At 46.7% G+C, this 23,171-nt stretch carries 25 protein-coding genes; 7 read left to right on the top strand and 18 right to left on the bottom strand.

Annotated elements, in window-relative coordinates; all coding sequences use genetic code 11:
- The first annotated feature begins 117 nt into the window (after positions 1-117).
- Positions 118-789 (top strand): PilZ domain-containing protein, encoded by a 672-nt coding sequence (locus tag EYQ95_RS09050; protein WP_111915367.1) that lies wholly within the window; start codon positions 118-120, stop codon positions 787-789.
- Here the strand turns inward: EYQ95_RS09050 and nfuA are convergent.
- Positions 786-1,364: a Fe-S biogenesis protein NfuA gene (gene nfuA / locus EYQ95_RS09045; RefSeq protein ID WP_111915368.1), complete on the bottom strand. Its 579-nt coding sequence runs from the start codon at positions 1,362-1,364 to the stop codon at positions 786-788. The genes EYQ95_RS09050 and nfuA overlap by 4 nt on opposite strands.
- A 181-nt stretch (positions 1,365-1,545) precedes the next feature.
- Here nfuA and EYQ95_RS09040 point away from each other — a divergent pair, with 181 nt between their 5' ends.
- Positions 1,546-4,209, top strand: coding sequence for a M14 family zinc carboxypeptidase (locus EYQ95_RS09040; RefSeq protein WP_111915369.1), 2,664 nt, complete (start codon positions 1,546-1,548; stop codon positions 4,207-4,209).
- Here the strand turns inward: EYQ95_RS09040 and EYQ95_RS09035 are convergent.
- A complete protein-coding gene (locus tag EYQ95_RS09035) occupies positions 4,206-4,922 on the bottom strand; it encodes a ComF family protein (RefSeq protein ID WP_111915370.1) in 717 nt (238 codons plus the stop codon). The two genes, EYQ95_RS09040 and EYQ95_RS09035, sit on opposite strands and share 4 nt — an antisense overlap.
- Positions 4,923-4,964: 42 nt before the next feature.
- Between EYQ95_RS09035 and bioH the strand changes: the two genes are divergently transcribed.
- The gene (bioH, locus tag EYQ95_RS09030) at positions 4,965-5,756 is read left to right on the top strand and encodes a pimeloyl-ACP methyl ester esterase BioH (RefSeq protein ID WP_111915371.1); all 792 of its coding nucleotides are present in this window, start codon (positions 4,965-4,967) and stop codon (positions 5,754-5,756) included.
- On the opposite strand, the gene mutM is transcribed toward bioH, so the two are convergent.
- Positions 5,747-6,556 carry a bifunctional DNA-formamidopyrimidine glycosylase/DNA-(apurinic or apyrimidinic site) lyase gene (mutM, locus tag EYQ95_RS09025; protein ID WP_111915372.1) on the bottom strand — a complete coding sequence of 270 codons (810 nt, stop codon included), beginning with the start codon at positions 6,554-6,556 and terminating at the stop codon, positions 5,747-5,749. The genes bioH and mutM overlap by 10 nt on opposite strands.
- 13 nt (positions 6,557-6,569) lie before the next feature.
- Positions 6,570-7,067 (bottom strand): hypothetical protein, encoded by a 498-nt coding sequence (locus EYQ95_RS09020; RefSeq protein WP_111915373.1) that lies wholly within the window; start codon positions 7,065-7,067, stop codon positions 6,570-6,572.
- 112 nt (positions 7,068-7,179) lie between these two features.
- On the opposite strand from EYQ95_RS09020, the gene EYQ95_RS09015 reads away from it, so the two are divergent.
- The gene (locus EYQ95_RS09015) at positions 7,180-7,800 is read left to right on the top strand and encodes a 2OG-Fe(II) oxygenase (protein ID WP_111915374.1); all 621 of its coding nucleotides are present in this window, start codon (positions 7,180-7,182) and stop codon (positions 7,798-7,800) included.
- Here EYQ95_RS09015 and EYQ95_RS09010 read toward each other — a convergent pair whose 3' ends face one another.
- The 6 genes from EYQ95_RS09010 to coaBC all read right to left on the bottom strand — a co-directional run bounded on the left by EYQ95_RS09010 (position 7,801) and on the right by coaBC (position 11,074).
- A complete protein-coding gene (locus EYQ95_RS09010; RefSeq protein ID WP_111915375.1) occupies positions 7,801-8,178 on the bottom strand; it encodes a hypothetical protein in 378 nt (125 codons plus the stop codon).
- 46 nt (positions 8,179-8,224) lie between these two features.
- Positions 8,225-8,380, bottom strand: coding sequence for a 50S ribosomal protein L33 (gene rpmG, locus EYQ95_RS09005; RefSeq protein WP_007420939.1), 156 nt, complete (start codon positions 8,378-8,380; stop codon positions 8,225-8,227).
- Positions 8,381-8,408: 28 nt separating this feature from the next.
- Positions 8,409-8,645, bottom strand: a complete 237-nt coding sequence (rpmB, locus tag EYQ95_RS09000; RefSeq protein WP_111915376.1) for a 50S ribosomal protein L28 — start codon at positions 8,643-8,645, stop codon at positions 8,409-8,411.
- Positions 8,646-8,770: 125 nt separating this feature from the next.
- Complete coding sequence (gene slmA, locus EYQ95_RS08995; RefSeq protein ID WP_111915377.1) at positions 8,771-9,364, bottom strand: nucleoid occlusion factor SlmA; 594 nt, start codon at positions 9,362-9,364, stop codon at positions 8,771-8,773.
- Between the two features lie 17 nt (positions 9,365-9,381).
- Positions 9,382-9,840, bottom strand: coding sequence for a dUTP diphosphatase (dut, locus tag EYQ95_RS08990; protein WP_111915378.1), 459 nt, complete (start codon positions 9,838-9,840; stop codon positions 9,382-9,384).
- The gene (gene coaBC, locus EYQ95_RS08985; protein ID WP_111915379.1) at positions 9,833-11,074 is read right to left on the bottom strand and encodes a bifunctional phosphopantothenoylcysteine decarboxylase/phosphopantothenate--cysteine ligase CoaBC; all 1,242 of its coding nucleotides are present in this window, start codon (positions 11,072-11,074) and stop codon (positions 9,833-9,835) included. Before coaBC ends, dut begins: the two co-directional genes overlap by 8 nt.
- 109 nt (positions 11,075-11,183) lie before the next feature.
- On the opposite strand from coaBC, the gene radC reads away from it, so the two are divergent.
- Complete coding sequence (radC, locus tag EYQ95_RS08980; RefSeq protein ID WP_111915380.1) at positions 11,184-11,858, top strand: DNA repair protein RadC; 675 nt, start codon at positions 11,184-11,186, stop codon at positions 11,856-11,858.
- Between the two features lie 2 nt (positions 11,859-11,860).
- On the opposite strand, the gene gpsA is transcribed toward radC, so the two are convergent.
- Genes gpsA through EYQ95_RS08965 form a run of 3 tightly spaced genes read right to left on the bottom strand, consistent with a single transcriptional unit; the run spans position 11,861 to position 13,859 of the window.
- A complete protein-coding gene (gpsA, locus tag EYQ95_RS08975; RefSeq protein ID WP_111915381.1) occupies positions 11,861-12,880 on the bottom strand; it encodes an NAD(P)H-dependent glycerol-3-phosphate dehydrogenase in 1,020 nt (339 codons plus the stop codon).
- Entirely contained in the window at positions 12,880-13,380 is a 501-nt protein-coding gene (gene secB, locus EYQ95_RS08970) for a protein-export chaperone SecB (protein WP_111915382.1), read from the bottom strand. Before secB ends, gpsA begins: the two co-directional genes overlap by 1 nt.
- Before the next feature lie 41 nt (positions 13,381-13,421).
- Positions 13,422-13,859, bottom strand: a complete 438-nt coding sequence (locus tag EYQ95_RS08965; protein ID WP_111915383.1) for a rhodanese-like domain-containing protein — start codon at positions 13,857-13,859, stop codon at positions 13,422-13,424.
- Between the two features lie 199 nt (positions 13,860-14,058).
- Here EYQ95_RS08965 and gpmI point away from each other — a divergent pair, with 199 nt between their 5' ends.
- On the top strand, positions 14,059-15,600 hold the full coding sequence (gene gpmI, locus EYQ95_RS08960; protein ID WP_111915384.1) for a 2,3-bisphosphoglycerate-independent phosphoglycerate mutase: 1,542 nt from the start codon (positions 14,059-14,061) through the stop codon (positions 15,598-15,600).
- 7 nt (positions 15,601-15,607) lie between these two features.
- Positions 15,608-16,780, top strand: coding sequence for a murein hydrolase activator EnvC (locus tag EYQ95_RS08955; RefSeq protein ID WP_111915385.1), 1,173 nt, complete (start codon positions 15,608-15,610; stop codon positions 16,778-16,780).
- On the opposite strand, the gene EYQ95_RS08950 is transcribed toward EYQ95_RS08955, so the two are convergent.
- The 5 genes from EYQ95_RS08950 to ftsE all read right to left on the bottom strand — a co-directional run bounded on the left by EYQ95_RS08950 (position 16,777) and on the right by ftsE (position 23,159).
- Positions 16,777-20,052 (bottom strand): two-component regulator propeller domain-containing protein, encoded by a 3,276-nt coding sequence (locus tag EYQ95_RS08950; RefSeq protein ID WP_111915386.1) that lies wholly within the window; start codon positions 20,050-20,052, stop codon positions 16,777-16,779. The two genes, EYQ95_RS08955 and EYQ95_RS08950, sit on opposite strands and share 4 nt — an antisense overlap.
- Before the next feature lie 60 nt (positions 20,053-20,112).
- Positions 20,113-20,370: a YkgJ family cysteine cluster protein gene (locus EYQ95_RS08945; protein ID WP_111915387.1), complete on the bottom strand. Its 258-nt coding sequence runs from the start codon at positions 20,368-20,370 to the stop codon at positions 20,113-20,115.
- A gap of 17 nt (positions 20,371-20,387) precedes the next feature.
- The gene (gene rpoH, locus EYQ95_RS08940; RefSeq protein WP_111915388.1) at positions 20,388-21,248 is read right to left on the bottom strand and encodes an RNA polymerase sigma factor RpoH; all 861 of its coding nucleotides are present in this window, start codon (positions 21,246-21,248) and stop codon (positions 20,388-20,390) included.
- 236 nt (positions 21,249-21,484) lie between these two features.
- Positions 21,485-22,468 carry a permease-like cell division protein FtsX gene (ftsX, locus tag EYQ95_RS08935; RefSeq protein WP_111915389.1) on the bottom strand — a complete coding sequence of 328 codons (984 nt, stop codon included), beginning with the start codon at positions 22,466-22,468 and terminating at the stop codon, positions 21,485-21,487.
- Positions 22,461-23,159: a cell division ATP-binding protein FtsE gene (gene ftsE / locus EYQ95_RS08930; protein ID WP_111915390.1), complete on the bottom strand. Its 699-nt coding sequence runs from the start codon at positions 23,157-23,159 to the stop codon at positions 22,461-22,463. Before ftsE ends, ftsX begins: the two co-directional genes overlap by 8 nt.
- Positions 23,160-23,171 lie beyond the last annotated feature (12 nt).

Below are 23,171 nucleotides of genomic sequence, written 5' to 3'. Positions count from 1 at the left end.
TCCTCTTAATGGTTGTCAGCAACTCCCACTACGCGGTTAAAAGATGGACAAGATCACTTTTCTTGTATAAGTTTTTGTAAAGATTTGTAGAAGTCAGCAGGGATTTTGGCCGAAACTATGATAGACGTTATAACTATCGACGAACTTCAAAGTTCTCAACATTGGTTTAGGAAAATCGATGTTGGCACCCGTATATCCATTCAACTTCTTGACCAAAAGCAAACCCGTATGCGTGCCGAACTACTCGGTTTTCGTATTGGTCAATATATTATCCTTCGATATGAAGAAGACAACAGCACTCCGGTGTCGCTTATTGGGTACTCGGCGGTGGTGCGCTTTCTCGTTGAAGACTTAGTAGGTGAGTGTTTAGCGTTTAAAACCGAAATAAAACATTCTGTGCGCCAGCCAGACCGAATTATCTTCCTAACTTTCCCTGATGAAATTCACCATAGACCTTTGCGCAACCAGCAACGCGCGTCCACTGAAATTCCAGCAGTGATCAGGTTAAGAGATAAAGAAAGCTCACCGTCTTACCACGGAAACATAGTTGATATATCTAGTGGGGGTTGTCGGTTCGTATTTGGTGAAGAGGCACGCAACAAAGAAGTGAAGCAGTTGCCCGTTGTGATTAGTATTGGCGGCGACAAGCGAATTATTCCGGGGGAAATTAGGAGCTCTAAATTAGAAGGTGAGCAGTTGACGATTGGCGTGAAGTTTAATGAAGCCCAGAATGATCTTGAACACGGACCTTCTGGGCTTATTTCTGAGCTCGAAAAACAGCAATCTTAGTAGTAAGAGTGCTCGCCGCGTAAATGCTCGGTTACGTCTTTTACGCCATTTAGCTCGTTCGGAAACTCTTCAAGAAGTTGTTTCTCTATGCCTTCTTTCAAAGTCATATCTACCATTGAGCAGCCATTACAACCACCACCAAATTGCAAAATAGCCATGCCATCGTCGGTAATTTCAGTAATCACCACATTACCGCCGTGAGCAGCCAATTGCGGATTAATTTGAGCTTGTATCACATATTCCACGCGCTCGATTAAAGGTGCGTCGTCTGCAACTTTCTTCGCTTTTGCATTCGGCGCCTTCAACGTGAGTTGCGAACCTAAATCTTGTTCGACAAAATCGATTTCTGCGTCTTCTAAAAACGGAGCACTTTGCTCATCGACCACAGCATCAAAACCAGAGAACGGAAGAATCGTGTCATCTGTTTCAACTGAATCAGGTGGACAATAAGACACACCACATTCCGCGTCTGCACGACCTGGGTTCACCACAAACACTCGAATGTTTGTGCCGTCTTCCTGATTTTTAAGCAATTCACGAAAATGCTTCTGGGCACTCTCTGAAATACGAATCATGTCTCACCACCTAACCACTGATACATCTTGCGTACAGAAAGAAGTAACAACCCCTTTCTATACCCGACTAAATTACTAGGATTTATTTTATCGCAAAGAAACGGCGTTGCATAGTGATGAGCTAGTACGATAAGCATATATTTGATAGCTTGAGAGCATATAAAATAACCGAGGACCAAGCATGTTTCGCAAGTTCTTAACTCTAGCAAGTATTGTTTTAGCTACTCACCTTCCGATAAGCGCTAACGCTTACGACGGTGGTGAAAACATCGACGATGTAACACTCGACTATTACTTACCCGACCACGTCCAATATAACCCTAACATTCCAAAACCTAGTGAAGTTTTAGGTTATGAAGTTGGTCAATGGCATGTTCGCCACGACCAATTAGTGCGTTATTTTGAAATACTCGCCGAAAGCTCAGACCGCATGACATTAGAAGTGACTGGCTACACGCATGAGCGCCGCCCTCTTCTTATCGCTAAGTTTTCAAGCGCAGAAAACCAAAGCCGCTTAGAGGAAATGCGTCAAGCTCACATGGCCGTGTCTGACCCTTCACAAGAAGTAGACGCTACCGAAGCACCGCTTGTCAGTTATTTAGGCTTTAGCGTTCATGGCGACGAGTCTTCAGGAATCAATGCTTCATTGTTAACCGCATATTATCTAGCAGCTGCCGAGGGTGCAGAGATCGAGTCTTGGTTAGACAACCATGTAATCTTAGTTGACCCTTCGCTGAACCCAGACGGCTCATCGCGTTTCGCACAGTGGGCAAACCAGTACCGTGCAATGACCTCGAACACCGACGGTAATCACATTGAACATGTGCAAAGCTGGCTGCGCGGTCGTCAGAATCATTATTGGTTCGACTTAAACCGTGACTGGTTGCTTCTACAGCACCCAGAGTCACGTGCACGTGTGAAGATTTACCAAGATTGGTTACCCAATGTGTTAACCGATCATCACGAAATGGGCACTGACTCAACATACTTCTTCCAACCAGGCATTCCTTCACGTAAGAATCCAGACACACCTGACGAAAACGTGGAGTTGACTGGTTTAATTGCGCAGTATCATGCAGACGCGTTAGACGAACTAAATAGCTTGTACTACACCGAAGAGTCGTTCGACGATTTCTACTACGGTAAAGGCTCTAGCTACCCAGACGCCCAAGGCACTGTAGGTATTCTATTTGAGCAAGCCTCAAGTCGTGGACACGTGCAAGACTCTGTCAATGGTGTGGTTGCTTTCCCATTCACCATCAAAAACCAATTCATTACTTCGTTGTCTACGCTTCGCGGAGCTGTTGAGAACAGAGACCATTTATTGGACTATCAGCAACGCTTTTTCAAAGACAACTTAGAACTTGCGCGTCGTGAACGCCATGACGGTTATATGTTGCGTGAACCTCAAGATCCTGCGCGTCTAGAAGAGCTATTAAACATCTTAGCGCAGCACCGTATTCACGCTTACCCAGTTACAGAGGAATTCACTAACGACGGTACCACTTACCGCCCTGGAGAAGCCTACTTTGTGCCTGTACGTCAGCGTAATTACCGTCTTCTTAAGGGCGCGTTTAGCACTCAGCAAGACTTCCCGAACAACACCTTCTACGACGTGTCTGCATGGACACTACCTTATGCCTTTAACGTAGAATTTGAAGCGGTGCGTACTAACCGTCGCTTCGAGCTTTCTGAGCAAGCGTGGCAACATAACAACGACTTTGAAGCCAACCAGCTTGGGGAAACACGCGTAGGCTATGTATTTGGATGGGAGTCTTATTTTGCACCGCGCTTACTGACAGCACTTCAACGTGAAAACATCCACGCTCGCCTAGCCTTTGAAGAGATGACCATTAGCACACCACAAGGCGAACAAAGCTTCCCTAATGGTGCGGTGATTGTTACGCGTGCATACCAACAAAGACCATGGACAGAAGTTCAGTCAGTGTTAGCAGAACAAGCTGACGCCAACGAAATTCGTGTCGCCACGTTAACTAGTGGCTTAACACCAACCACAGGCATGGATATAGGTAGCCGCAGTATCGACCCAGCAATTCAGCCTAAAGTGCTTATTGTGATGGGTGACGGTGCGCACCTACAAGAAACAGGTGAAGCTTGGTACTACCTCGACCGCCACGTAAACCTGCCGGTTACTATGGTAGAAACTGATCGCTTAACCCGAGTTAACCTAGACGATTATACTCATATTCTTATGGTTCACGGCTGGTATAACGGATTGTCTGAAGGTGCGACCAACGCGTTACGTCAGTGGACACGAAGCGGAGGTACTCTTATCGGTCAACGCGGTGGTGCAGAGTGGATGGCAGAACAAGAGATTCTTGGTGCTACCGTTGTGTCAGACGAAACTTTCGACGAGCAGTTCCCTACTGAAGGGTTAAACTACGCTGCAAGCAGCGATTACTACTCGCAACGTCGTATTGCAGGCGCAATCTTCAACAGCGACGTAGACCTTACGCATCCGCTTATGGTGGGCTTTTCTCGCGAACAACTGCCTGTATTTAAGAACAGCACGCTTGCGTTTGAACCTAGCGAATCACCTTTTGTAGATGTTGCACGCTACAGTGAAACACCGGTGCTTGCAGGCTTTACTTCAGAGGGTAACCGTAATGTCTTGAGCGGTAAGACTTCGATTATCGCGCACCGCTACGGTTCAGGTCGAGTTATCGGTTTTGCCGACAACCTCAACTTCCGAGCTTTCTTCTGGGGTACATCTAAATTACTAAGTAACGCCATTTTCTGGTCACAGTACATTAATGGCCGGGTGAGCGAAGAAGAAGCAACTGCAGAGCAAGCCGCAATTGAGGAAAGTGAACATAGTCACTAAACCTCTCCCTCCTGGAATTTGGGCGGTGGTGTTATAGCCACCGCCCAACAATCCACAATTATATTCTTTCGTTTTAGCAAAGCTTTGACCGCGGTTAATGTCGTTCCTGTCGTCATCACGTCGTCAACAATGGCAACGCGAGACACCTGCTCAGGCCATGCCTCTTCAGTACGATAGAACTCTTTTAAGCTTAGGTTAGTTCGTTCATTAAAGGTCATGCGATGCGCCGCCTTTTGGTGTGTTTGCCTCCCCACTAATGACTTCACATCAATACCCAGCGCAATACCTACTTTCTGTGCGATGAGCTCTGCTTGATTAAAACCTCGTTCGCTTAGCCTTTGCGGAGCAATAGGCACGGGAATGAGTAGCTGCGGCATCATTAACTGATGTGTGCTGTAAAACCTTATAGCCTGAGCAACAACAAATGGGCTAACTACATTCAAATACTCGACCGCTCCACGAAACTTTATGTCGTGTATAAACCGAGGTACCGAGTGGTGATACCAAAGCGGTGCTAATGCGGCGCGAAATGGCGACAAGCCTGAACGATGAACTTGCAACAATCCCACCAAATTTTTAGCGGGTACTAAAGGCAAGTCTTTTACACAACAAAAACACAGATACCTTCGGGTAAGTTCACCGCACATAGCGCAAGGCCTTTGAATGTTGCGCCAGCGTAGCTTTAATTTATTTTGCCAGGTCCTTTGTGCCATACTCGCTCCTTATTCATTAGGTTTAGTGGCAGCAAAGACGCAATGACAAATAATTTAGCGTTTAACGTACAAGGTGAAGGCCCTTTATGGTTGTGGATTCACGGCTGGGGTATGAACAAGTCTGTGTGGGAGCCGATCTTACCTACTTTTACCCAGTCTCATCGCGTGATTACCGTCGACCTTCCAGGATTTGGCGAGAGCGGTTGGCACAGTGACTATGCTAAGTTTGAAGCTGCCGTAGACCAATTAGAAACCCTAATACTTAAGCTTCATGCAGAGCACAACAATACCGAGATACATTTACTCGGTTGGTCTATGGGCGGCCTGTTTGCCACAGCCCTTGCAAGCCGACAACCAGAGTTATTTGCCCATTTAACGTGGGTAGCGAGTACTGCAAAGTTTATGCACGAGGACAACTGGAAAGGTATTCAGCCGAACGTACTCGCGATGTTTCAAAAACAACTCAAGCAAGACTTTCGTGCCACAACAGAAAGATTTTTAGCAGTACAGGCCATGGGTAGCCCAAGTGCTAGAAAGGACATACAAAAGCTAAAAGCTATTTTACAAAGCACCGCACAACCCCACCCAGAAGCACTTGCAGCTGGACTTGAATGGCTTTCACAAATCGACTTACGCAACGAGTTTGAAAGGCTATCTATTCCATCAACGCGTATTTACGGCAGTAAAGACAGCCTAGTGCCAAAACAGCAGCGCGACGCGTTTAATAAAGCTCAGGACCAAAGCTTTATGTTCGAAAATAGTGCGCATACACCATTTCTAAATGAGCAAGCGCAATTTTTAGAAGTGCTGAATAATATAGTTCATCAACGCTGACAGCTCGTACAAAACACTGAGCTACGCTGCCCAATGCGCGTTTCTTTTAGGGTTTTATCGCATTGCACGCAAGGTTCTCCGCCACGTCCATACACTTGTAATTCAATGGCGAAATAGCCGGGCTGACCGTCTGCTCGGCTAAAGTCTTTAAGTGTAGTACCACCCTGCTCTATCGCACGTGCAAGCACTGTTTGAATTGCATGGTGCAACTTAACGTAACGTGCCTTACTAATTTTACCCGCCGGCCTACGCGGGTCTATACCACTCATAAACAGCGCCTCATTGGCGTAAATATTACCGACGCCCACAACGACATGGTTGTCCATGATAAAGGTTTTTACCGGCGACGTTTTCCCACGCGACAAACGGAATAAAAGATCCTTCTCAAAAGCCTCTGAGAGAGGCTCAGGACCGAGTTTGGCAAGCATGTCTAGCTCTTCCTCTGGAGCTTGGAATAAACACGCTCCAAAGCGTCTTGGGTCGTTGAGTCTCAAGCTTTGACCATCTTGAGTAATAATTTCGATATGGTCGTGTTTAACCAAAGGCGTTCCTTCCGGCAATACTCGCAACTTGCCCGACATACCCAAGTGCAACACTACAGTACCGCGCTCAGTCTCGAGCAGAAGATATTTGGCTCGACGATGCACGTTTATGATCGGCACACCGACAATAGATTTCACTTCGGAAGGAACAGGCCAGCGCAGTTGAGGGTGGTGAATATGCACGGCTTTTACAGTTTTACCGGTGAGAAACGGCGAAATACCTAGACGGCTAACTTCTACTTCAGGTAATTCAGGCATGTTTAATTACTCATTACTGCGGTTTTAATTGTTCTGCTTCAGGCGCAATTACTCGGTAAGTTACATCTGCACCCGGTATAGCCATTAAAGCTTCATTGTTCTGATAAAAAACGCCAATACGCAGTGGTTCTGGGTTATCCGCTAGCGTAATTTCTATTACGTATTCTTCACCTGCTAATAGCTGCTCAGACGGCTCGAGTTGCAGACGCTGCCATGCGCTTAACCAACGTCGAAAAATTTCTGGGTCCATCGAGTTACCCGAACGTTGTTGCCAGCTCGCACCAACGCGTATCCAATGGCTTTGCTGATCACTTATTTCGACAATCATTTGATCTGTAAACGGCTCTACGGTTTGCTGACCGGCAATGTCGCCACTTTTATGCCCGAGAAAATAAAACACGAACATTAAACCAAGTACCAAGTAAATCAGTACATTGTTCCAACCTCTTTTAGTTAAGGTGAAACCTAGAATCGTTCTCTGGTCTTCGGGCCGACTGTCTTGCTTTGCCATAGTAGTGTCCGGTAGTGATACCATTAAAATTGCTATGTATTCTTTTAAAATAGCACTATATTAGCCGCATCATACGCATTAGCGGGATTAAAGTGAATCAGGCGACATATACATGATTGAATTCGAAAAAATTGCAGACCAATTGGCAGACGTTGGCTATGCAATTGTGCCTGACTTTATTTCCGAGGAAGAAGCAAATGCACTTTATCACTATGTTGAGTCGTTAGAGCAAGGTTTCTGGCACTTAGCGGGGGTGGGCAGAGAACAACAACACACCGTCAATACCCATGTTCGTAGCGACGAAATATGTTGGCTAACCCAACGTACCGAGCAGGAAATGTTCTGGCTCGACCGTATGGAACAACTTCGCGAGTCGGTCAACCGATACCTTTTTATGGGCTTATTCGACTACGAATGCCACTTTGCACGTTATGCGCCGGGTAGTCGTTACCAGAAGCATTTAGACGCCTTTAAGGGGCGTTCTAATCGTGTGCTCAGTACTATTCTGTACCTAAACCCAGACTGGCAGCCTGAAAATGGTGGCGAATTGGTCATTTATGGTGAGCGGGGGAAAGTACTCGAAACAGTTTTACCTAAACAAGGTTGCTTCGTGGTCTTCTTAAGCGACCGTTTTGTTCATGAAGTTAAAGTGAGCAATCGATTGCGCTACAGCCTAACTGGTTGGTTCCGGCACAACACCTCAACAGGGTTTCGCATTGACCCGGCAAGATAGCTATTTCTTTTGCTTAATTCTCCAGCGCAAGTAGAGCACCATTCCCCAGGCTAAATAATACATAAGCACACTGAGTGCCAGCAGTACTAATGCGCCCATCGAAATATTTGCCGGTAGCCGAACGCCGGCAGCATCGAGCAGAAGAATTGCCACGTTAAGGCTCATTGAGGCGACTAAAAAGAAACCAAGGCGAGGTGATTTCACGCCGGCTCCGGTCGCTACGCCCGACGCAAGTAAAACCAAAAGAATATGATAGCCGTGTTGGTAAATGCCCTGCCCTGTAAGCAACAGAAAGAGGAAAGGCGGCACATAAGAAAGCATGACCGCGAAGAAAAACAGCCGAATTCGACGTGCTCTAATAATAATCTTGGGTAACATGCAATTTCGAATGGATACAAAAAACCCGGCGCAAGCCGGGCTTTTATTATTTGATTTTCGCTTCTTTAAACATCACATGCTTACGAACAACTGGATCAAACTTTTTGATCTCAAATTTTTCTGGCATGTTACGTTTGTTTTTATCTGTGGTGTAGAAGAATCCAGTACCAGCAGAAGAAACTAGACGAATCTTATCGCGCATTGTTAAATTCCTTTCGTTCTAGCCGGTATTAAACCCGGACACCTTTCGTACGCAAATCAGCAAGAACAGAATCAATACCGTTCTTATCGATGATACGCATACCTTTAGTTGAAACACGTAGTTTCACCCAACGTTTCTCACTTTCTACCCAGAAACGGTGAGATTGTAGGTTTGGCAGGAACCGACGGCGGGTCGCATTGTTCGCGTGTGAGCGGTTATTACCAACCACTGGTCGCTTTCCTGTTACTTGACATACTCGAGACATTATCTTTACTCCGAAATTGCTTGCAGCTCGCCTGTAGCCCTGATGGCTTTACCCATAAATTCGAGGGCGCAATTTATACAAAAATCTCGCCAAAAAAGCAAGCGATTTCTGAAAAAAGGGCGAAATTATGACCCTAGCAACTGCCTTTCAATGAGTTGCCATTGGGTATCGAATTGTACCGTAGGCCGCAATTTAAAGCCAGATCGAACGAACTGTAAAAGTTTTCCTTCGGTATAAGCCATAACTACATTGGTCAAAATAGATTCGTCGGTGGTAAATTCAACGCCTTCGCGTAATTTACGTTCTCGCAAAATCTGCTTCATCTGACTTTCTAGCTTGTCGAATAAGGCAACCACTCGCGCACGTAAACGTTCATGTTCACCGTTTAACGCTTCACCCGTAAGTACTCTACTCATCCCAGGGCTTTGTTCGGCGAAATTCAAAATGATATGCACCATACCGCGGACACGTTGCATGGTGTCTTTCTCGTTTTCGAATAAACGATTCATGCTCCCCAACAAAATATCTTCGATGAGATTAATTAAATCGTCGAACATTTTTGCCTTAGACGGAAAGTGGCGATAAAGCGCCGCTTCAGAAACGCCAACTTCCTTCGCTAACTTCGCAGTGGTAATGGGTTGACCAATATTGGTCTCTAACATTTGCGCTAAGGTGCCTAAAATCTCTTCCTTGCGGTTTTGCGTGCGTGTTGCTGCCATTGCTATTCCTTGATGAATTAATGTCTGCCAGAGGAGCCAAAACCACCTTCGCCGCGGTCGGTTTCGTCAAAGTCGCTCACCAAATTAAGTTCAGCTTGCACCACAGGTAAAATAACCAACTGCGCAATACGTTCACCGGGCTCAATCGTAAATGTAGTGTTTCCTCGGTTCCAAACAGAAACCATAAGCTCGCCTTGATAGTCCGAGTCTATTAAGCCCACTAAATTACCCAATACAATGCCATGCTTATGGCCTAGCCCAGAGCGCGGAAGTATAGTCGCCGCTAGTTTCGGGTCGCCAATGTGAATCGCCAAACCGGTACCTACAAGCTCTGTTTGACCTGGTTCTAAAGTTACCGCATGACTAATACACGCACGTAAGTCCATGCCAGCAGAGCCAGAAGTTGCATATTCAGGTAAAGGGATGTCTTTCCCCACGCGAGGATCTAAAATTTTTACGTCAATACTGTTAGCCATGTTGTTTCTTTTTATAAATGAGTTGAATAAGGTCTTTTGCTAGGTTTTGTTTTGAACGAGAAGCGAAAGCTTCATGTCCATGTTCTTTGTCGTTTAGTGGCCAGTACACCTCAACAGCGTTATTGTCGCTATTAAAGCCCTGTCCACTTTTGCTGACGTCGTTCGCCACAATCATGTCGATATTTTTCGCACGAAGCTTACGCGTCGCATATTCTTCAACGTTTTGTGTTTCTGCCGCAAAACCAACCGTGAAGGGACGGTTCGACTGACTTGCAACCCACGCCAAGATATCTGGGTTCTTAGTGAGCGTAATGGTCATTTCATTTTGCTCTGCAGACTTCTTCATTTTATTGTCTGCAACTTCCATAGCCCGGAAGTCAGCCACAGCTGCGCAACCAATAAAGATGTCGCTTTCTGGTAACGCCCGCTGAACTTGCTCCAGCATTTCCTGAGCACTTTGTATGTCGATGCGATCAACACCGGGTGGTGTATCTAACTGTACGGGTCCTGCAATTAAGGTTACCTGAGCTCCCGCAGATGCCGCTGCTTCAGCTAACGCAAATCCCATTTTCCCACTACTATGGTTCGACAAATAACGCACAGGATCGATAGCTTCACGTGTAGGTCCAGCAGTTATCACTACATGCTGTCCTGCAAGTTCACCGGTAGGTTCTAAATGAGCCGTTGTATGAAAAAAGTTCTCTACGTTAGCTACGATGTCCGCCGGCTCTATCATTCGACCCGCGCCAACTTCGCCGCAGGCTTGTGAACCTTCTGCAGGTCCCCACATAAGCTTACCGTCTTGCTGAAGCAACTCGACATTGCGCTGCACCGCAGGAGCAGCCCACATTAAGCGATTCATAGCAGGCACCACGGCAATGGGCGCGTCTGTAGCTAAACACAAGGTGCTGAATAAGTCGTCGGCATGACCATGCGCCAGCCTTGCAATAGCACTTGCACTCGCAGGTGCGACAACCACTAGATCGGCCCAACGCGCCAACTCAATATGACCCATTGCAGCTTCTGCAGCCGGATCGAGCAAGTCGTCGTGCACAGGGTGTCCAGAAACGGCCTGCAAAGTAAGCGGAGTAATGAACGCTTGCGCGCCTTTGGTCATAACCACGCGTACGCTTACACCTTGGTCACGCAGTCTACGAACCAGTTCTGGTGTTTTATAGGCGGCGATGCCACCCGTAACAATCAGCAATAGATTACAATTTTTTAGGCTAGCCATAGTTGTTCTATTGGAAGTGAGTCCTTACGTTAGATTAACACGCTCAGACTTGACTTGGCGATACCTAGCAAGCGGAGTTGCGTGATCAAATTTATTTCATGGAGGAAATATGCACATTCGAGAATGGCCAACAGAGGAAAGACCTCGAGAAAAACTCGCTAAATATGGCTCACAAGCGTTAAGCGACGCAGAACTACTCGCAGTATTGTTCGGCACAGGAACTGCTGGCACAGACGTCATGAGTTGGAGTAGAACGCTACTACAAGACAGCGGTGGCCTTGGTCCTTTACTCTCGCTTCCCGAAGCACAAAAGAGAAAACTTAAAGGTGTGGGTGCTGCTCGTTGTATGCAACTACAAGTCGTACTGGAGATATCTAGGCGCTATTTAGCCAGCACGCTAGAAAAAGGGGAAGGCTTCACACGGCCCGACATGGTGAAAGACTATTTAGCCTCTCAGTTGCGCCATCAACCCAGGGAAGTTTTCGCCATACTGCTATTAGACAGCCAACATCGACTACTACATTACAAAGAGCTGTTCTACGGCACTATTAATGCAGCGCCTGTTTACCCTAGAGAAATTGTAAAAATAGTTCTTGAGTACAATGCCGCGGCAATTATTCTAGCCCATAACCACCCGAGTGGCGTGGCAGAACCTAGCCAAGCCGACCGACGCGTAACAGACCGAATAAAAGATGCCCTACAAACCATCGACGTAGCGGTTTTAGACCACTTCGTAATTGGAGCCGGAGAATCAGTAAGTTTTGCTGAGCGAGGACTGCTATGAAGCTACAACGACTCGCTGGTGCGCGCGCGCCCTAACAATGCTTTAGCGGCTTCGACAGGTTGCTTACCTTCGTACATTACTTGGTAAAGCTGCTCCACAATGGGCATTTCAACGTTGTAACGTTTCGCCAATGCGTAAACTTCTTTGGTATTACGGTAGCCTTCTACCGCTTGACCTATTTCTTCCATAGCTTGATCAACCGACTTGCCCTGGCCAATTGCGAGACCAAAACGTCGATTACGCGACTGATTGTCGGTACAAGTAAGAATAAGGTCACCCAAACCAGCCATACCGGTAAAGGTTTCGGGCTTACCACCTAGCTCTAGTCCAAGTCGAGTAAGCTCGGCTAAACCGCGAGTGATCAACGCTGTTCTTGCATTGGCGCCAAAGCCAACCCCGTCGGCCATTCCAGCACCAATGGCAATAACGTTTTTCACCGCGCCACCAAGTTGCATACCGATAAAATCGTCGTTGGAATATACACGGAAAGACTTGTCGCAATGTAAGGTTTCGCTCAGTTCCGCTACAAATTGAGTTTCTGTAGCTGCAACCGCAATCGCAGTTGGCATACCTTGAGCCATTTCTTTTGCAAAGGTAGGGCCCGACAAAATAGCTAAAGGTACTTCTGGTCCAAGTATCTCGGTGGCCACGTCAGACAGGAATCTGCCAGTATTCGGCTCTAAACCTTTCGTCGCCCATGCAATACGAGCGTCTTTTCTTAGGTGTGGTTTAATCTGTTGCAACACTTCCGCAAAACCATAGCTCGGCACCACCACTAAAACGATAGAGGAAGCTTTTACCGCTGTTGCTAGGTCAGCACAAGGTTCTAGCGCCTCAGGTAATTCAATATCACCTAAGTAGCGCTCATTTTTGCGGGTCGCGGCCATTTGCTCTATGGCTTTCGGATCACGCCCCCACAATAAGGTTCGAACGCCTTTTCGTGCCACACAGATAGCAAGGGCGGTGCCATAAGACCCCGCCCCTAAAACCGTGACACTTTGTGTGCTCGATTCGTTAACCATTACGCGTCCAGTTTTTGCCCTTCAGCGGCTTGTTGCTGCTGTAAGTGTTGCGCGTAAACTGCGTCAAAGTTTACTGGAGCAAGGTTTAACTGCGGGAAAGTACCGCGGTTAACTAGGTTAGCAATGCTTTCACGTGCATAAGGGAACAAAATGTTCGGGCAGAATGCAGCTAGAAGTTGAGGTAGTTGCTCTTCAGGAACTTGAGAGCCTACCGCGAAAATACCCGCTTGAGACACTTCACATAGGAAAGCTGTTTCTTCGCCAATGGTGTTTTTCACAGTAAGTGTTAGCACAACTTCGTGAAGGTTATCTTCAAGCTTGTTGTTGCTTACGTTCATATCAACGCTTACGTTTGGCTTCCATTCTTTCTTGAAGATCGCTGGAGAGTTAGGCGCTTCAAAAGAAACATCTTTTACGTAGATGCGCTGAATAGCGAATTGAGGTTCTTGTTGTTGGTCTGCACCTTGTGCAGCGGCATTGTTTTGCTGTTCTTCAGCCATGATATTTACCTTAAATGTTCAAATTAAAAGAATTAAATGTCTTATTTTTTATTATTTTTCTTGCTTAGGGGCATATTCGCACCGCGCCAGCCCTGTAAGCCACCTTGCAAAACTGAAACTTTGGTGAAGCCAGCCTTTTCAAGCAGCGACGCCGCTGTTCGTGCACTATTTCCATAGTTGCATACGGTAACAATGGGGGCGTCTTTGAATTTATCAAGCGCTTTTGTTTCACCCGCTCGAATTTTCGCCAATGGAATATTCTTAGAGCCGTGAATAAATCCGCCGGCGAACTCGTCGTCGGTACGAATATCTACAAATATACCGCCACGATTCACTGCAATAGTAGCTTGCTGTGGTGACAATGTGGTTACCGTAGAAAAACGACGTTTAATAATGTCGGCAATTAGAAAAGTAAACACCGCTAACCAAAGGGCGCTTAAAATATAGTGCTCAGTAGCAAACTGAATAAATGAGTCCATGACCGCTCCTAACTTCGACTCTGGTCATTTGAATTTGGCGCAATAACCAAGGTTACTAAGCCTTCGATCCATACAAAAATATAACAGCGCCAGAGTATACCTACTCTCGCATTTAGAATCAGCAAAAAATCTAGGTTACAGATGCGAGTTATTCGTAAATAAAGTAAACTACGGGACAAATTATCGGTGAGGAGTTCACATGACATCGGTTCCATCTCGTAAAAACCCGCTAGTGCTATTAATTCTCGACGGCTGGGGCGTTCGCGAAGACGCGCCTGACAATGCAGTTAACTATGCCAATACCCCTGTTCTAGACAAACTCTATCAAACCGTTCCAAATACGTTGGTTGACGGTTCAGGCATGGCTGTGGGTTTACCAGACGGGCAGATGGGTAACTCTGAGGTAGGTCATGTGAACCTTGGCGCTGGACGCATCGTTTATCAAGACTTCACACGCATTACCAAAGCGATTGAAGACGGTAGCTTCAACGAAAACCCAGTATTGCTGGGTGGCCTTGAAGGTGCGATACCAAAAGGAAACACCGTGCATATTATGGGTTTGCTTTCTCCAGGCGGTGTGCACAGCCATGAAGATCATTTACTTGCCATGGTCCGTTTAGCGCATCAGCAAGGTGCACAAAACATCCAAGTGCACGCTTTCCTAGACGGTCGCGATACCCCACCCAAATCTGCTGGCGAGAGCATTAAGCGTTTCGAAGAAGCATTTAAGTCTATTCCAGGTGCTCGATTCGCCAGTTTGTGTGGTCGCTACTTTGCTATGGACCGCGACAACCGCTGGGAGCGCATTGAGCAAGCGTGGAACTTGCTTGTGAAGGGTCAGGGCGAGGCACAAGCAAATACCGCATCAGAAGGTTTAGAGCAAGCATATCAGCGCGGTGAGTCTGACGAGTTTGTTAAACCTACTTGGCTTGCAGACGCTACACCTATTGTCGATGGTGACGCTGTATTCTTTATGAATTTCAGAGCCGACCGTGCGCGTGAAATTACTCGTGCATTTGTAGAACCGGAGTTTAATCACTTCAACCGCGAAGCCCCAGTATTAAGTTCATTTATCATGCTTACTGAATACGCGGCAGACATCGACGCTCCTGTAGCCTTCCCACCGGAAAGCTTAAACAATGTTTTGGGCGAATGGCTGGAAAAGCACAACAAAACTCAACTACGCATTTCTGAAACCGAGAAGTATGCACACGTTACCTTCTTCTTTAGCGGTGGTCGTGAAGAAGAATTTAACGGCGAAAAACGCGTGCTTATTCCTTCGCCTCAGGTTGCCACCTACGACCTGCAACCGGAAATGAGTTCTAAAGAGCTGACTGATGAATTAGTTAGTGCGATAGAGTCGGGCGAGTACGACGTAATTATCTGTAATTACCCGAATGGCGACATGGTAGGTCATACCGGTAACTTCGACGCTGCAGTAAAAGCTTGTGAAGCTGTCGACGCATCGGTAGGTCGTGTTGTAGACGCACTCAAAGAATTTGGCGGCGAATGCTTAATTACTGCTGACCACGGGAATGCAGAGCAAATGGCTGATCATCAAACTGGCCAGTCTCACACAGCACATACCAGCAATTTAGTACCCTTCATTTATGTGGGCCGCGACGCACAGCCCGTTGAAGGTGGTCGCCTCTGTGACATAGCACCAACCATGCTACATATCATGGGAATGGAACAGCCGCCTGAAATGACCGGTAAAACACTGATGCAACTCAAAGGCTAACATTGAAATGCTAAAGCGCTTTGCCGCATCTCTGAATATGCTTTACCCAGCCGCACTCGGTATTTTACTGAGTGCGGTTTTTAGTATTTCTGTTGCTGAAGCTCAGCAGTCACAAGACGAACGAGAAAGAACACAGCAGCAACTAGAGGCATTACAGAGTGAAATTGCTGAGCGGCAAGAAGCATTAGCGCGCAGACGTACTGAACTGTCTAGAAGCCAACGTCAACTTAGAGATATCGAACAGGAAATTAATACCGCTACTCAACGACTTTCCGCAACAGAACGTGAGTTATTCCAGACTCGCCGCCAAATTGAGTCTTTAGAGAATGAGCAATTAATTCTACAAGACCAGCTCGCAGAACAAGCTGAACTGCTAGCCGACCAGATCGACGCGGCATACCGTGCTGGCAATTACCAAATCTTAGAGTTATTGCTTAATCAGTCAGACCCAGGCCGGGTAGAGCGGCTCATGGAATACTATCGCTATATGAACGCCGCTCGGTTAGAAGAACTGCAAGCGTTACACGAACGAGAAGAGGAGCTTCGTGACGTGCAACAACGCCTCGCCAATGCGAGGATGCAACTGGAAAATGAACAAGCGCAACAAACCCGTCAACGTAACGCCTTGAATGCTCAAAAGGCTGAGCGCGAGCAGCAAATTGCACGTATTCAAAATGCTTCAGCAACCGACGAAGAAAGACTCGCAGCACTTCACCAAAGTGTAGAAGAACTGACTGAGCTTCTTATTTCGTTGGCAGAGGCTTCCCGTAACGTTCCCGTACAATTGGAAGGACTCGCAAATCGCACTAATGCATTAGCTTGGCCAGTAAACGGAGATGTGCGTTACCAGTTTGGCGAAACGCAAAGCGGTGAAGTGCGTTGGAGTGGCATGGTCATTGGCGCGGAAGCGGAAACCCCAGTACGCAATGTCGCCGACGGCCGTGTGCTATTTGCAGACTGGTTGCGCGGATTCGGGTTGTTACTCGTCATCGACCATGGCGAAGGGTATATGTCGCTATACGGATATAACCAAGCTTTGCTTTATGACGTTGGCGAGACTGTACGAGCCGGTGAAACTGTCGCATTGGTAGGTAAAAGCGGTGGACAACGCGAACCAGGTTTATACTTTGAGATTCGCCACCGTGGTCGCGCCTTAAACCCTAACCAATACCTGCGTTAAGACGACTCTCTATAATTCGCTGGGAAAGTAATAACAGCTTCGAAGCCCTTGTCTTTTTTACTGTTTAACTTGATGTCACCTTTCAAAACCTGGGTCACAAAGTTATACACAATATGTAAACCTAACCCCGAACCACCGGAGCCGCGACGTGTTGTGAAGAAAGGATCGAAGGCCTTTTTAAGTACATCTTCGTCCATCCCTTTACCATTGTCGGCATATTTCAACACCACATTCTTGCCTTTCACCTCAACTGTAATTTTCATTTCACCCGGCTCTTCACCGAATGCATGAATCGTTGAGTTGGTGACTAGGTTGCTAAGAATTTGGAATAGTGCTCCCGGGTAGGTTTCTATCTCTAACGTAGCAGGGCATTCAGTAACTAGGCTATGCTTTTGTTTACGATAAATCGGATGCAGCGAATGCGTAACCTCATTTAAGAATTCCCGAACCACAAATTTACGAGGCTCTTCACTAGACTGGTCCACTGCAACCTGTTTAAAACTTGCAATAAGGGTCCTGGCTCGCTCTAAGCTATTTAGAATCAACGAAGTCGAGTCTTTTACGTGTTCACCGTATTGTTTGAAGTCTGTTCGCGTAAGTACCCCGTCTTCCATTTTGCTTACCGTTTTTTTGGTAAACTCACCCAATGTAGAAGCAGCGGTAACGGCAATGCCTACCGGGGTGTTTATTTCATGGGATACACCAGCCACTAGCGCCCCTAAACTCGCCATTTTCTCTCGCTCAATAAGGTCACTTTGCGCAGCATGTAGAGCGTCCGTACGTTCTTCAATCACTCGCTCAAGCTGCTTTTGTTGGCGCGCCATAAAGTCTGTGCGCATTTTCATGGTGAAATAAAATAGCGCCATCAAACTTGTCGCACAAAGAAGAGCAAACCACGGCGTTTGCCAGAAAGCCGGAAGCTTTCTTATATCCACTACAAGTTGTTGATCACTCCACTGCCCATGTCGATTGGTACCCTCAACAATGAGCTGATACTCACCAGGCCATAGATTTGAATAAGAGGCTACACGTCTTGAAGCGTCGGCATATATCCAGTCTTCGTCAAAGCCCTCTAGGCGATACCTATAACCATTTCGCATAGGCTCCGACAAGTCTAACGCAGAAAACTCAAGGGCAAACGAGCGTTCAGTTACGTCTAACTCTAGGGTATTTTGAATTCTGCCTAAAGATGCTGATGCACCGTCTATGCGTAATTCGGTCGCTACGACAGGGGGTTGATAGGACCAATGCTCAAATTTTTCAGGATCAACAAATAATAAGCCCCGGCTTCCACCAAACATTAATATACCGTCATGAGTTTTCGAATAAGAGCGATACCATGCGGTTCCAATGTCTACGTCGTCAGCTTTATGCAAAGACCACATTTCATTACTGCTAGGATTGTAGACATATTCAGTGGTCCAAATTCGTCCTTCGCTATCTTCGAGTAGGTTGGCGCCGAATGGTGCATTTTCGTTACCAAATACGGCACTTATATTCTCTCCCACATAGCGCCTGTCGCCTTGCGGGGTAAGCTTTAGCAGGCCTTGAGGTGAGTCTAGCCATACTTGCTGGTTACTGTCTTCCAGTAACCCAAGAACACTAAGATCATTGATTTGCTCACCACTGTTGTCAAATACCGCTATGGGTAACAAAGTTTGTGTTTCTGGCGCAACGTAATATAACCCAGAAGTTCCTGAGCCAATCCAAACACCGCCATTGGCTGTCATTTCAATGGCATTTATCGATGAAGTTAAAATATCTCCGTCACGCGTTTGAAGCTGCTCCATTTGGTTTGTCTCTGCATCCCATACCAAGACTCCGTCGCTTGTACCTACCCAAACATTATCAGCAGCGTCAGTGCGAATAACGCGTACATTCGAGCCCGTAAACCCTTCTGCTCGTGTCACCTCTACAAACTCATCGCCACCTTCTGTGACTTGGGCACGGTAAAGCTTGTTGGGGTTGGCCCCTAACCAAACCTCCCCATTCTCACGCTGTGCTATCGCCGTAATCCACCCGTTGGCAAGTCCATGCTCAGCTCTTTCTGCGGGGCTGTAATGCTCAATAACACCTTTATCACGGCGGAATACATTTACCCCATCACCACGGGTGCCAATCCAGATGTCTCTATTTGCGAGCTCAAGTACGCTACTGATGTTCGGCTCAGTCAGAGAACGAGGGTTGCTTAAGCTAAACCGAATGGAACCTACAGCGTTGTTACCACCATGTTTCCTTTGCACTCCGCCACCGTATCCGGCCACCCAGAATTGACCAGCAGAGTCTCTCAGCATCGCTCGGGTGTCGTTGTTAGCTAGACTATAAGGGTTAGAAGGGTCGTGATGGAGTTCGTCTACCACCATGAACGATGGTATTTTCAAACGCACAATACCATTCGCGCTCGAAACCCATAACTCGTTTTCCGAGGGTTGGCCAAATGCATAAGGAGTTTCTCCTTCCAGCACGTCTTCAAGTACATCAAATTGATACTCACTCCCTGTTTGAGCGATGCGGCCAACTCCATGGCCCTCAAGTGCCGCGAGCACAACAGTACTTTCCGACAAACTGGTGTTTTGTATCTGATAGAGCGAGCGAACCCGATGGTTGTCTAAAACTATTTCTGGTGTTGTAACTGATAGGGGCTCAGAAATTACAAGTAAGCCGTCGCTACTTCCTACCCAAAGCTGACCTTGCTCATCTAAAAGCAATGCTCTTACGGATTGGAAACTTGGCAGCAGATCAACTTTAACTATTTCGAAATGAGCCTCTCCATGCCATGTAACACGGAACAAGCCCGAAGTAGTTCCAGCCCAAATGGCGTTACCATAACCAGCTAAAGAGGTTAATTGCCCCATCCCGCTTATAGTGCTGAAAGCCTCACTGCGTTGCAGTTGCCAAAAGCGATCTTGTTGCGCGTCATAGATTGAAATACCACCGGGCTCGGTAGCCACCCAAACGTGACCTCGTTCGGCGGCTAAGGTGTCTCTTACAAAGTTACCTGCAATTGAGCTTGGGGTGTGTAAGTCGTTTTTGAATAAACGGAAGCGGTAACCGTCGTAACGCACTAATCCAGCAGGAGTGCCTACCCAAATAAAGCCATGTGCGTCTTCAGTTAGGGTGGTTACAACTTGATCAGGAATATTGTCTGCGTCACCAATTTGCTCGAACTCTATAGTTCTAGGAGGAAATGCGAGCGCCTGGGAGGTATAACCCAGTAAAAATAAGCATAAAACGAGAAACGCTAAGATTTGCCTAACCCAAACTACGCGCATGGAAGTCCTGCTACAAGGATAACGTTTCCTTAGAATATGAAGAAGTTATAAGCAGGTCAATTATTGTTCAGAGGTTTCTACTTCTAATTGCGTCAACAGTATTAAGGCTTCTTCACGGCTATTACCGCATACATAAGACTGTGCACTGAATTCGTCACATACTTTTGGTCGCTCGGGTTGGCCAAATATATTACAAAGGTTGTCGTCAGAGAGGTGTATACAGCGAGTGTTTGCAGGCTTTCCTTGAGGCATACCCGGTATCGGGCTGGAAATAGATGGTGCGATACAACATGCACCGCACCCCATTCTGCATTCCATAAATGTGTTCTAACTGCTTACTGCATGGCCACGCGAAGTTTTTTCATCGCGTTTTGCTCAAGCTGGCGGATGCGCTCAGCAGAAACTTCATAATAAGCAGCTAAGTCATGCAATGTAGACTTATCTTCTTCAAGCCAACGCGCTCTCACAATATGCTGGCTTCTTTCGTCTAGTGCCGACAATGCGTGAGTTAAACGCTTAGTCGCATGCGCGTCCCAGTCCTGAGCTTCTACAGTCTCAGCGACATCAGAAGTTGTGTCTTCTAAGTACTGCGCTGGCGAGAAAGAACCTGTATCGCGTGCATCATCGTCGTCTGAACTCAGTTCAAAAGCCTGGTCGTGGGCGCTCATGCGCGACTCCATTTCCATCACTTCTTCACGGCTTACACCAAGCTCTTTAGCTACCGTGTCTACTTCGGCGCCAGAAAACCAACCTAAACGCTTTTTAGCCTTACGTAGGTTGAAGAACAATTTGCGCTGCGCCTTAGTTGTGGCAACTTTAACAATACGCCAGTTACGAAGCACAAATTCATGAATTTCAGCTTTAATCCAATGTACGGCAAAAGATACAAGGCGCACACCCACGGTTGGGTCGAAGCGCTTTACCGCTTTCATTAAGCCCACGTTGCCTTCTTGAATAAGATCCGCTTGGGGTAAACCGTATCCCGAATATCCACGGGCCACGTGTACTACAAAACGTAGGTGAGACATAATCAGTTGTTTTGCAGAGTTTAAGTCACCCTCTTGCTGTAAGCGTTCAGCAAGCGACTTTTCTTCTTCAGCCGTAAGCATCGGAATGCTATTTACCGAAGAAATATAAGACTCTAGGCTTCCTGTCTGAGGAACCGTAAGCGCCATTGAGTTTAATTGTGCAGTCATTGACAAACCTCACTTTAAGCGAATGTATGACCTACTGATTTCCATTCAACGTTCCAACTTTACTTCAGCTTGGGTAACGCGAATTTCCTGTACATCATTTCTATACAACATTAGAGTCATTCAACACGGAAAAGTTCCTTTAAAATTTCCGCGAACACAGCATTCTAGCAAACCAAAATGCATGTGCAATAGCTAAAATGTAACATAAGCTAATGACACTGATATGACAGCTAAATTTACGATTGCGGCTCTATTTTTGCCACGTGTCTACGCACTGCGACATAACTGCCTAACAATCCTAAAACGACAGCCACACCCCAAAGGATCAATACTTCGTTGAAGCTTAATCCGCTTAGTTTGAATGGGCTTTCATAGAGTTCAGACACCCGTGTCATAGCGTGGCCAATCCACCATACCAACAGCGCTGTGGCGACCCACGCTAAAAAACCACCTAAAATGCCATACCAAAAGCCTGTGTATAGGAAAGGTCTTTGAATATAAGCATTCGTAGCGCCTACTAGCTTCATGACTTCTATTTCTTCCTTCCGGTTGAGAATCATCAACCGAATGGTGTTCCCTACAATGAGCACTACCGCCGAGCACAACAGCAATGCAATAGCTGCTAGTACGTCTTGAACAAGTTGAATAAGCGCCTGCAAACGGTTTAACCATGTCACGTCTAGCGTTGCAGAATTAACTTCACGCTCAAGTTCCAGCTTTTGCTGCAACATACGCGCGCGCTCGGCAGACCGATGCTGCTCCTTGGGGGTCACCAGAACTACGTCAGGTAGGGGGTTGTCTTGCAAATAATCTATAGCCGTACCAAAACCGGAGTAATCCCTAAACTCCTGCAATGCGTCGTCTTTATAAATAATACGCGTGCTTTCTACTTCGTCCCACAAAGAAATGCGCTCGGCGAAGTTCACCACTGCATTTTGGTCGAGGCGCTTTTCTAAAAACAACGAAATTTCAGAGGCGTTTTCTAAACCACTCGTAACTTCTTGGCTATTTTTTACCAACACATAAAGCGTACTTGGCAAAGTTAAACTTAAGCCTAAAACCGCCACAGTCATGGTAGAAGCAATAGGATTTCGGGTTAACTCACCCAAGCTACCTAGTGCTTGCTGCAAGTGATGAACCCAAAACATGACAAAACGACGCAACAGCGATATTTTTACCGTGCTCGCACCTTTTCTCTGTGTCGGCTTTATTCTACTCATGAGCAACACCTTCCGAGCTTTGCCCATGTTGTAAGCCATCGTTAATCATTTCACCTTGCTTCAGCGTTAATGTTCTGTAGCGCATTCTGGCAATTAAACCCAAGTCGTGCGTGGCGATAAGCACGCCAACGCCCACGTCATTAAAACTCTCAAATAAACGCATAATTTCCATTGAGAGTTTCGGGTCTAGGTTTCCGGTAGGCTCGTCAGCTAGCAATAAAGGGGGTTTATTCACAATGGCCCGAGCAATACCCACGCGTTGTTGTTCACCACCAGAAAGCATTCGCGGATAATGCTTCTCCTTACCCGCAAGCCCTACTTTTTCAAGTGAAGCCTGTACGCGTTTACGCGCTTCACCTTGAGTATAACCCTCGATATAAAGCGGTAACGCCACATTGTCGAAAGCAGTTTTGTCGGGAAGCAACCTATGATCTTGGAAAATCATGCCAATATCGCGACGCAAGTAAGGTACCTTGTTCGGGCCTACTTTGCGTAAGTCGTGCCCGTTGATCATTACCCGCCCTACGGTGGCTCTTTCCATCAGTGCGATAAGTCGGAGCAAGGTACTTTTGCCCGCACCACTGTGACCGGTTAGAAATGCCATTTCACCCTTTTCCAAAGAGAAACTGACTTGGTTTAAAGCCTGAAAGCCTCCCGGGTACGTCTTACTGACTTGCTCAAACTGGATCATGGGTGAAAGTTT

The organism is Lysobacter sp. N42, from assembly GCF_004344885.1.
The sequence above is the reverse complement of the archived record's forward strand: the minus strand, read 5'-3'. Positions and strand labels throughout refer to the sequence as shown.

What these genes read in the sequence shown, in the direction of transcription:
- EYQ95_RS09050 (WP_111915367.1), top strand. Translation starts at nt 118, where the DNA reads ATGATAGACGTTATAACTATCGACGAACTTCAAAGTTCTCAACATTGG.
- gpsA (WP_111915381.1), bottom strand. Translation starts at nt 12,880, where the DNA reads ATGGTTAACGAATCGAGCACACAAAGTGTCACGGTTTTAGGGGCGGGG.
- EYQ95_RS09015 (WP_111915374.1), top strand. Translation starts at nt 7,180, where the DNA reads ATGATTGAATTCGAAAAAATTGCAGACCAATTGGCAGACGTTGGCTAT.
- bioH (WP_111915371.1), top strand. Translation starts at nt 4,965, where the DNA reads ATGACAAATAATTTAGCGTTTAACGTACAAGGTGAAGGCCCTTTATGG.
- EYQ95_RS09020 (WP_111915373.1), bottom strand. Translation starts at nt 7,067, where the DNA reads ATGGCAAAGCAAGACAGTCGGCCCGAAGACCAGAGAACGATTCTAGGT.
- EYQ95_RS09035 (WP_111915370.1), bottom strand. Translation starts at nt 4,922, where the DNA reads ATGGCACAAAGGACCTGGCAAAATAAATTAAAGCTACGCTGGCGCAAC.
- EYQ95_RS09040 (WP_111915369.1), top strand. Translation starts at nt 1,546, where the DNA reads ATGTTTCGCAAGTTCTTAACTCTAGCAAGTATTGTTTTAGCTACTCAC.
- rpoH (WP_111915388.1), bottom strand. Translation starts at nt 21,248, where the DNA reads ATGACTGCACAATTAAACTCAATGGCGCTTACGGTTCCTCAGACAGGA.
- slmA (WP_111915377.1), bottom strand. Translation starts at nt 9,364, where the DNA reads ATGGCAGCAACACGCACGCAAAACCGCAAGGAAGAGATTTTAGGCACC.
- EYQ95_RS08955 (WP_111915385.1), top strand. Translation starts at nt 15,608, where the DNA reads ATGCTAAAGCGCTTTGCCGCATCTCTGAATATGCTTTACCCAGCCGCA.
- ftsE (WP_111915390.1), bottom strand. Translation starts at nt 23,159, where the DNA reads ATGATCCAGTTTGAGCAAGTCAGTAAGACGTACCCGGGAGGCTTTCAG.
- secB (WP_111915382.1), bottom strand. Translation starts at nt 13,380, where the DNA reads ATGGCTGAAGAACAGCAAAACAATGCCGCTGCACAAGGTGCAGACCAA.
- EYQ95_RS08965 (WP_111915383.1), bottom strand. Translation starts at nt 13,859, where the DNA reads ATGGACTCATTTATTCAGTTTGCTACTGAGCACTATATTTTAAGCGCC.
- nfuA (WP_111915368.1), bottom strand. Translation starts at nt 1,364, where the DNA reads ATGATTCGTATTTCAGAGAGTGCCCAGAAGCATTTTCGTGAATTGCTT.
- ftsX (WP_111915389.1), bottom strand. Translation starts at nt 22,468, where the DNA reads ATGAGTAGAATAAAGCCGACACAGAGAAAAGGTGCGAGCACGGTAAAA.
- mutM (WP_111915372.1), bottom strand. Translation starts at nt 6,556, where the DNA reads ATGCCTGAATTACCTGAAGTAGAAGTTAGCCGTCTAGGTATTTCGCCG.
- EYQ95_RS08950 (WP_111915386.1), bottom strand. Translation starts at nt 20,052, where the DNA reads ATGCGCGTAGTTTGGGTTAGGCAAATCTTAGCGTTTCTCGTTTTATGC.
- coaBC (WP_111915379.1), bottom strand. Translation starts at nt 11,074, where the DNA reads ATGGCTAGCCTAAAAAATTGTAATCTATTGCTGATTGTTACGGGTGGC.
- gpmI (WP_111915384.1), top strand. Translation starts at nt 14,059, where the DNA reads ATGACATCGGTTCCATCTCGTAAAAACCCGCTAGTGCTATTAATTCTC.
- dut (WP_111915378.1), bottom strand. Translation starts at nt 9,840, where the DNA reads ATGGCTAACAGTATTGACGTAAAAATTTTAGATCCTCGCGTGGGGAAA.
- EYQ95_RS09010 (WP_111915375.1), bottom strand. Translation starts at nt 8,178, where the DNA reads ATGTTACCCAAGATTATTATTAGAGCACGTCGAATTCGGCTGTTTTTC.
- EYQ95_RS08945 (WP_111915387.1), bottom strand. Translation starts at nt 20,370, where the DNA reads ATGGAATGCAGAATGGGGTGCGGTGCATGTTGTATCGCACCATCTATT.
- rpmG (WP_007420939.1), bottom strand. Translation starts at nt 8,380, where the DNA reads ATGCGCGATAAGATTCGTCTAGTTTCTTCTGCTGGTACTGGATTCTTC.
- rpmB (WP_111915376.1), bottom strand. Translation starts at nt 8,645, where the DNA reads ATGTCTCGAGTATGTCAAGTAACAGGAAAGCGACCAGTGGTTGGTAAT.
- radC (WP_111915380.1), top strand. Translation starts at nt 11,184, where the DNA reads ATGCACATTCGAGAATGGCCAACAGAGGAAAGACCTCGAGAAAAACTC.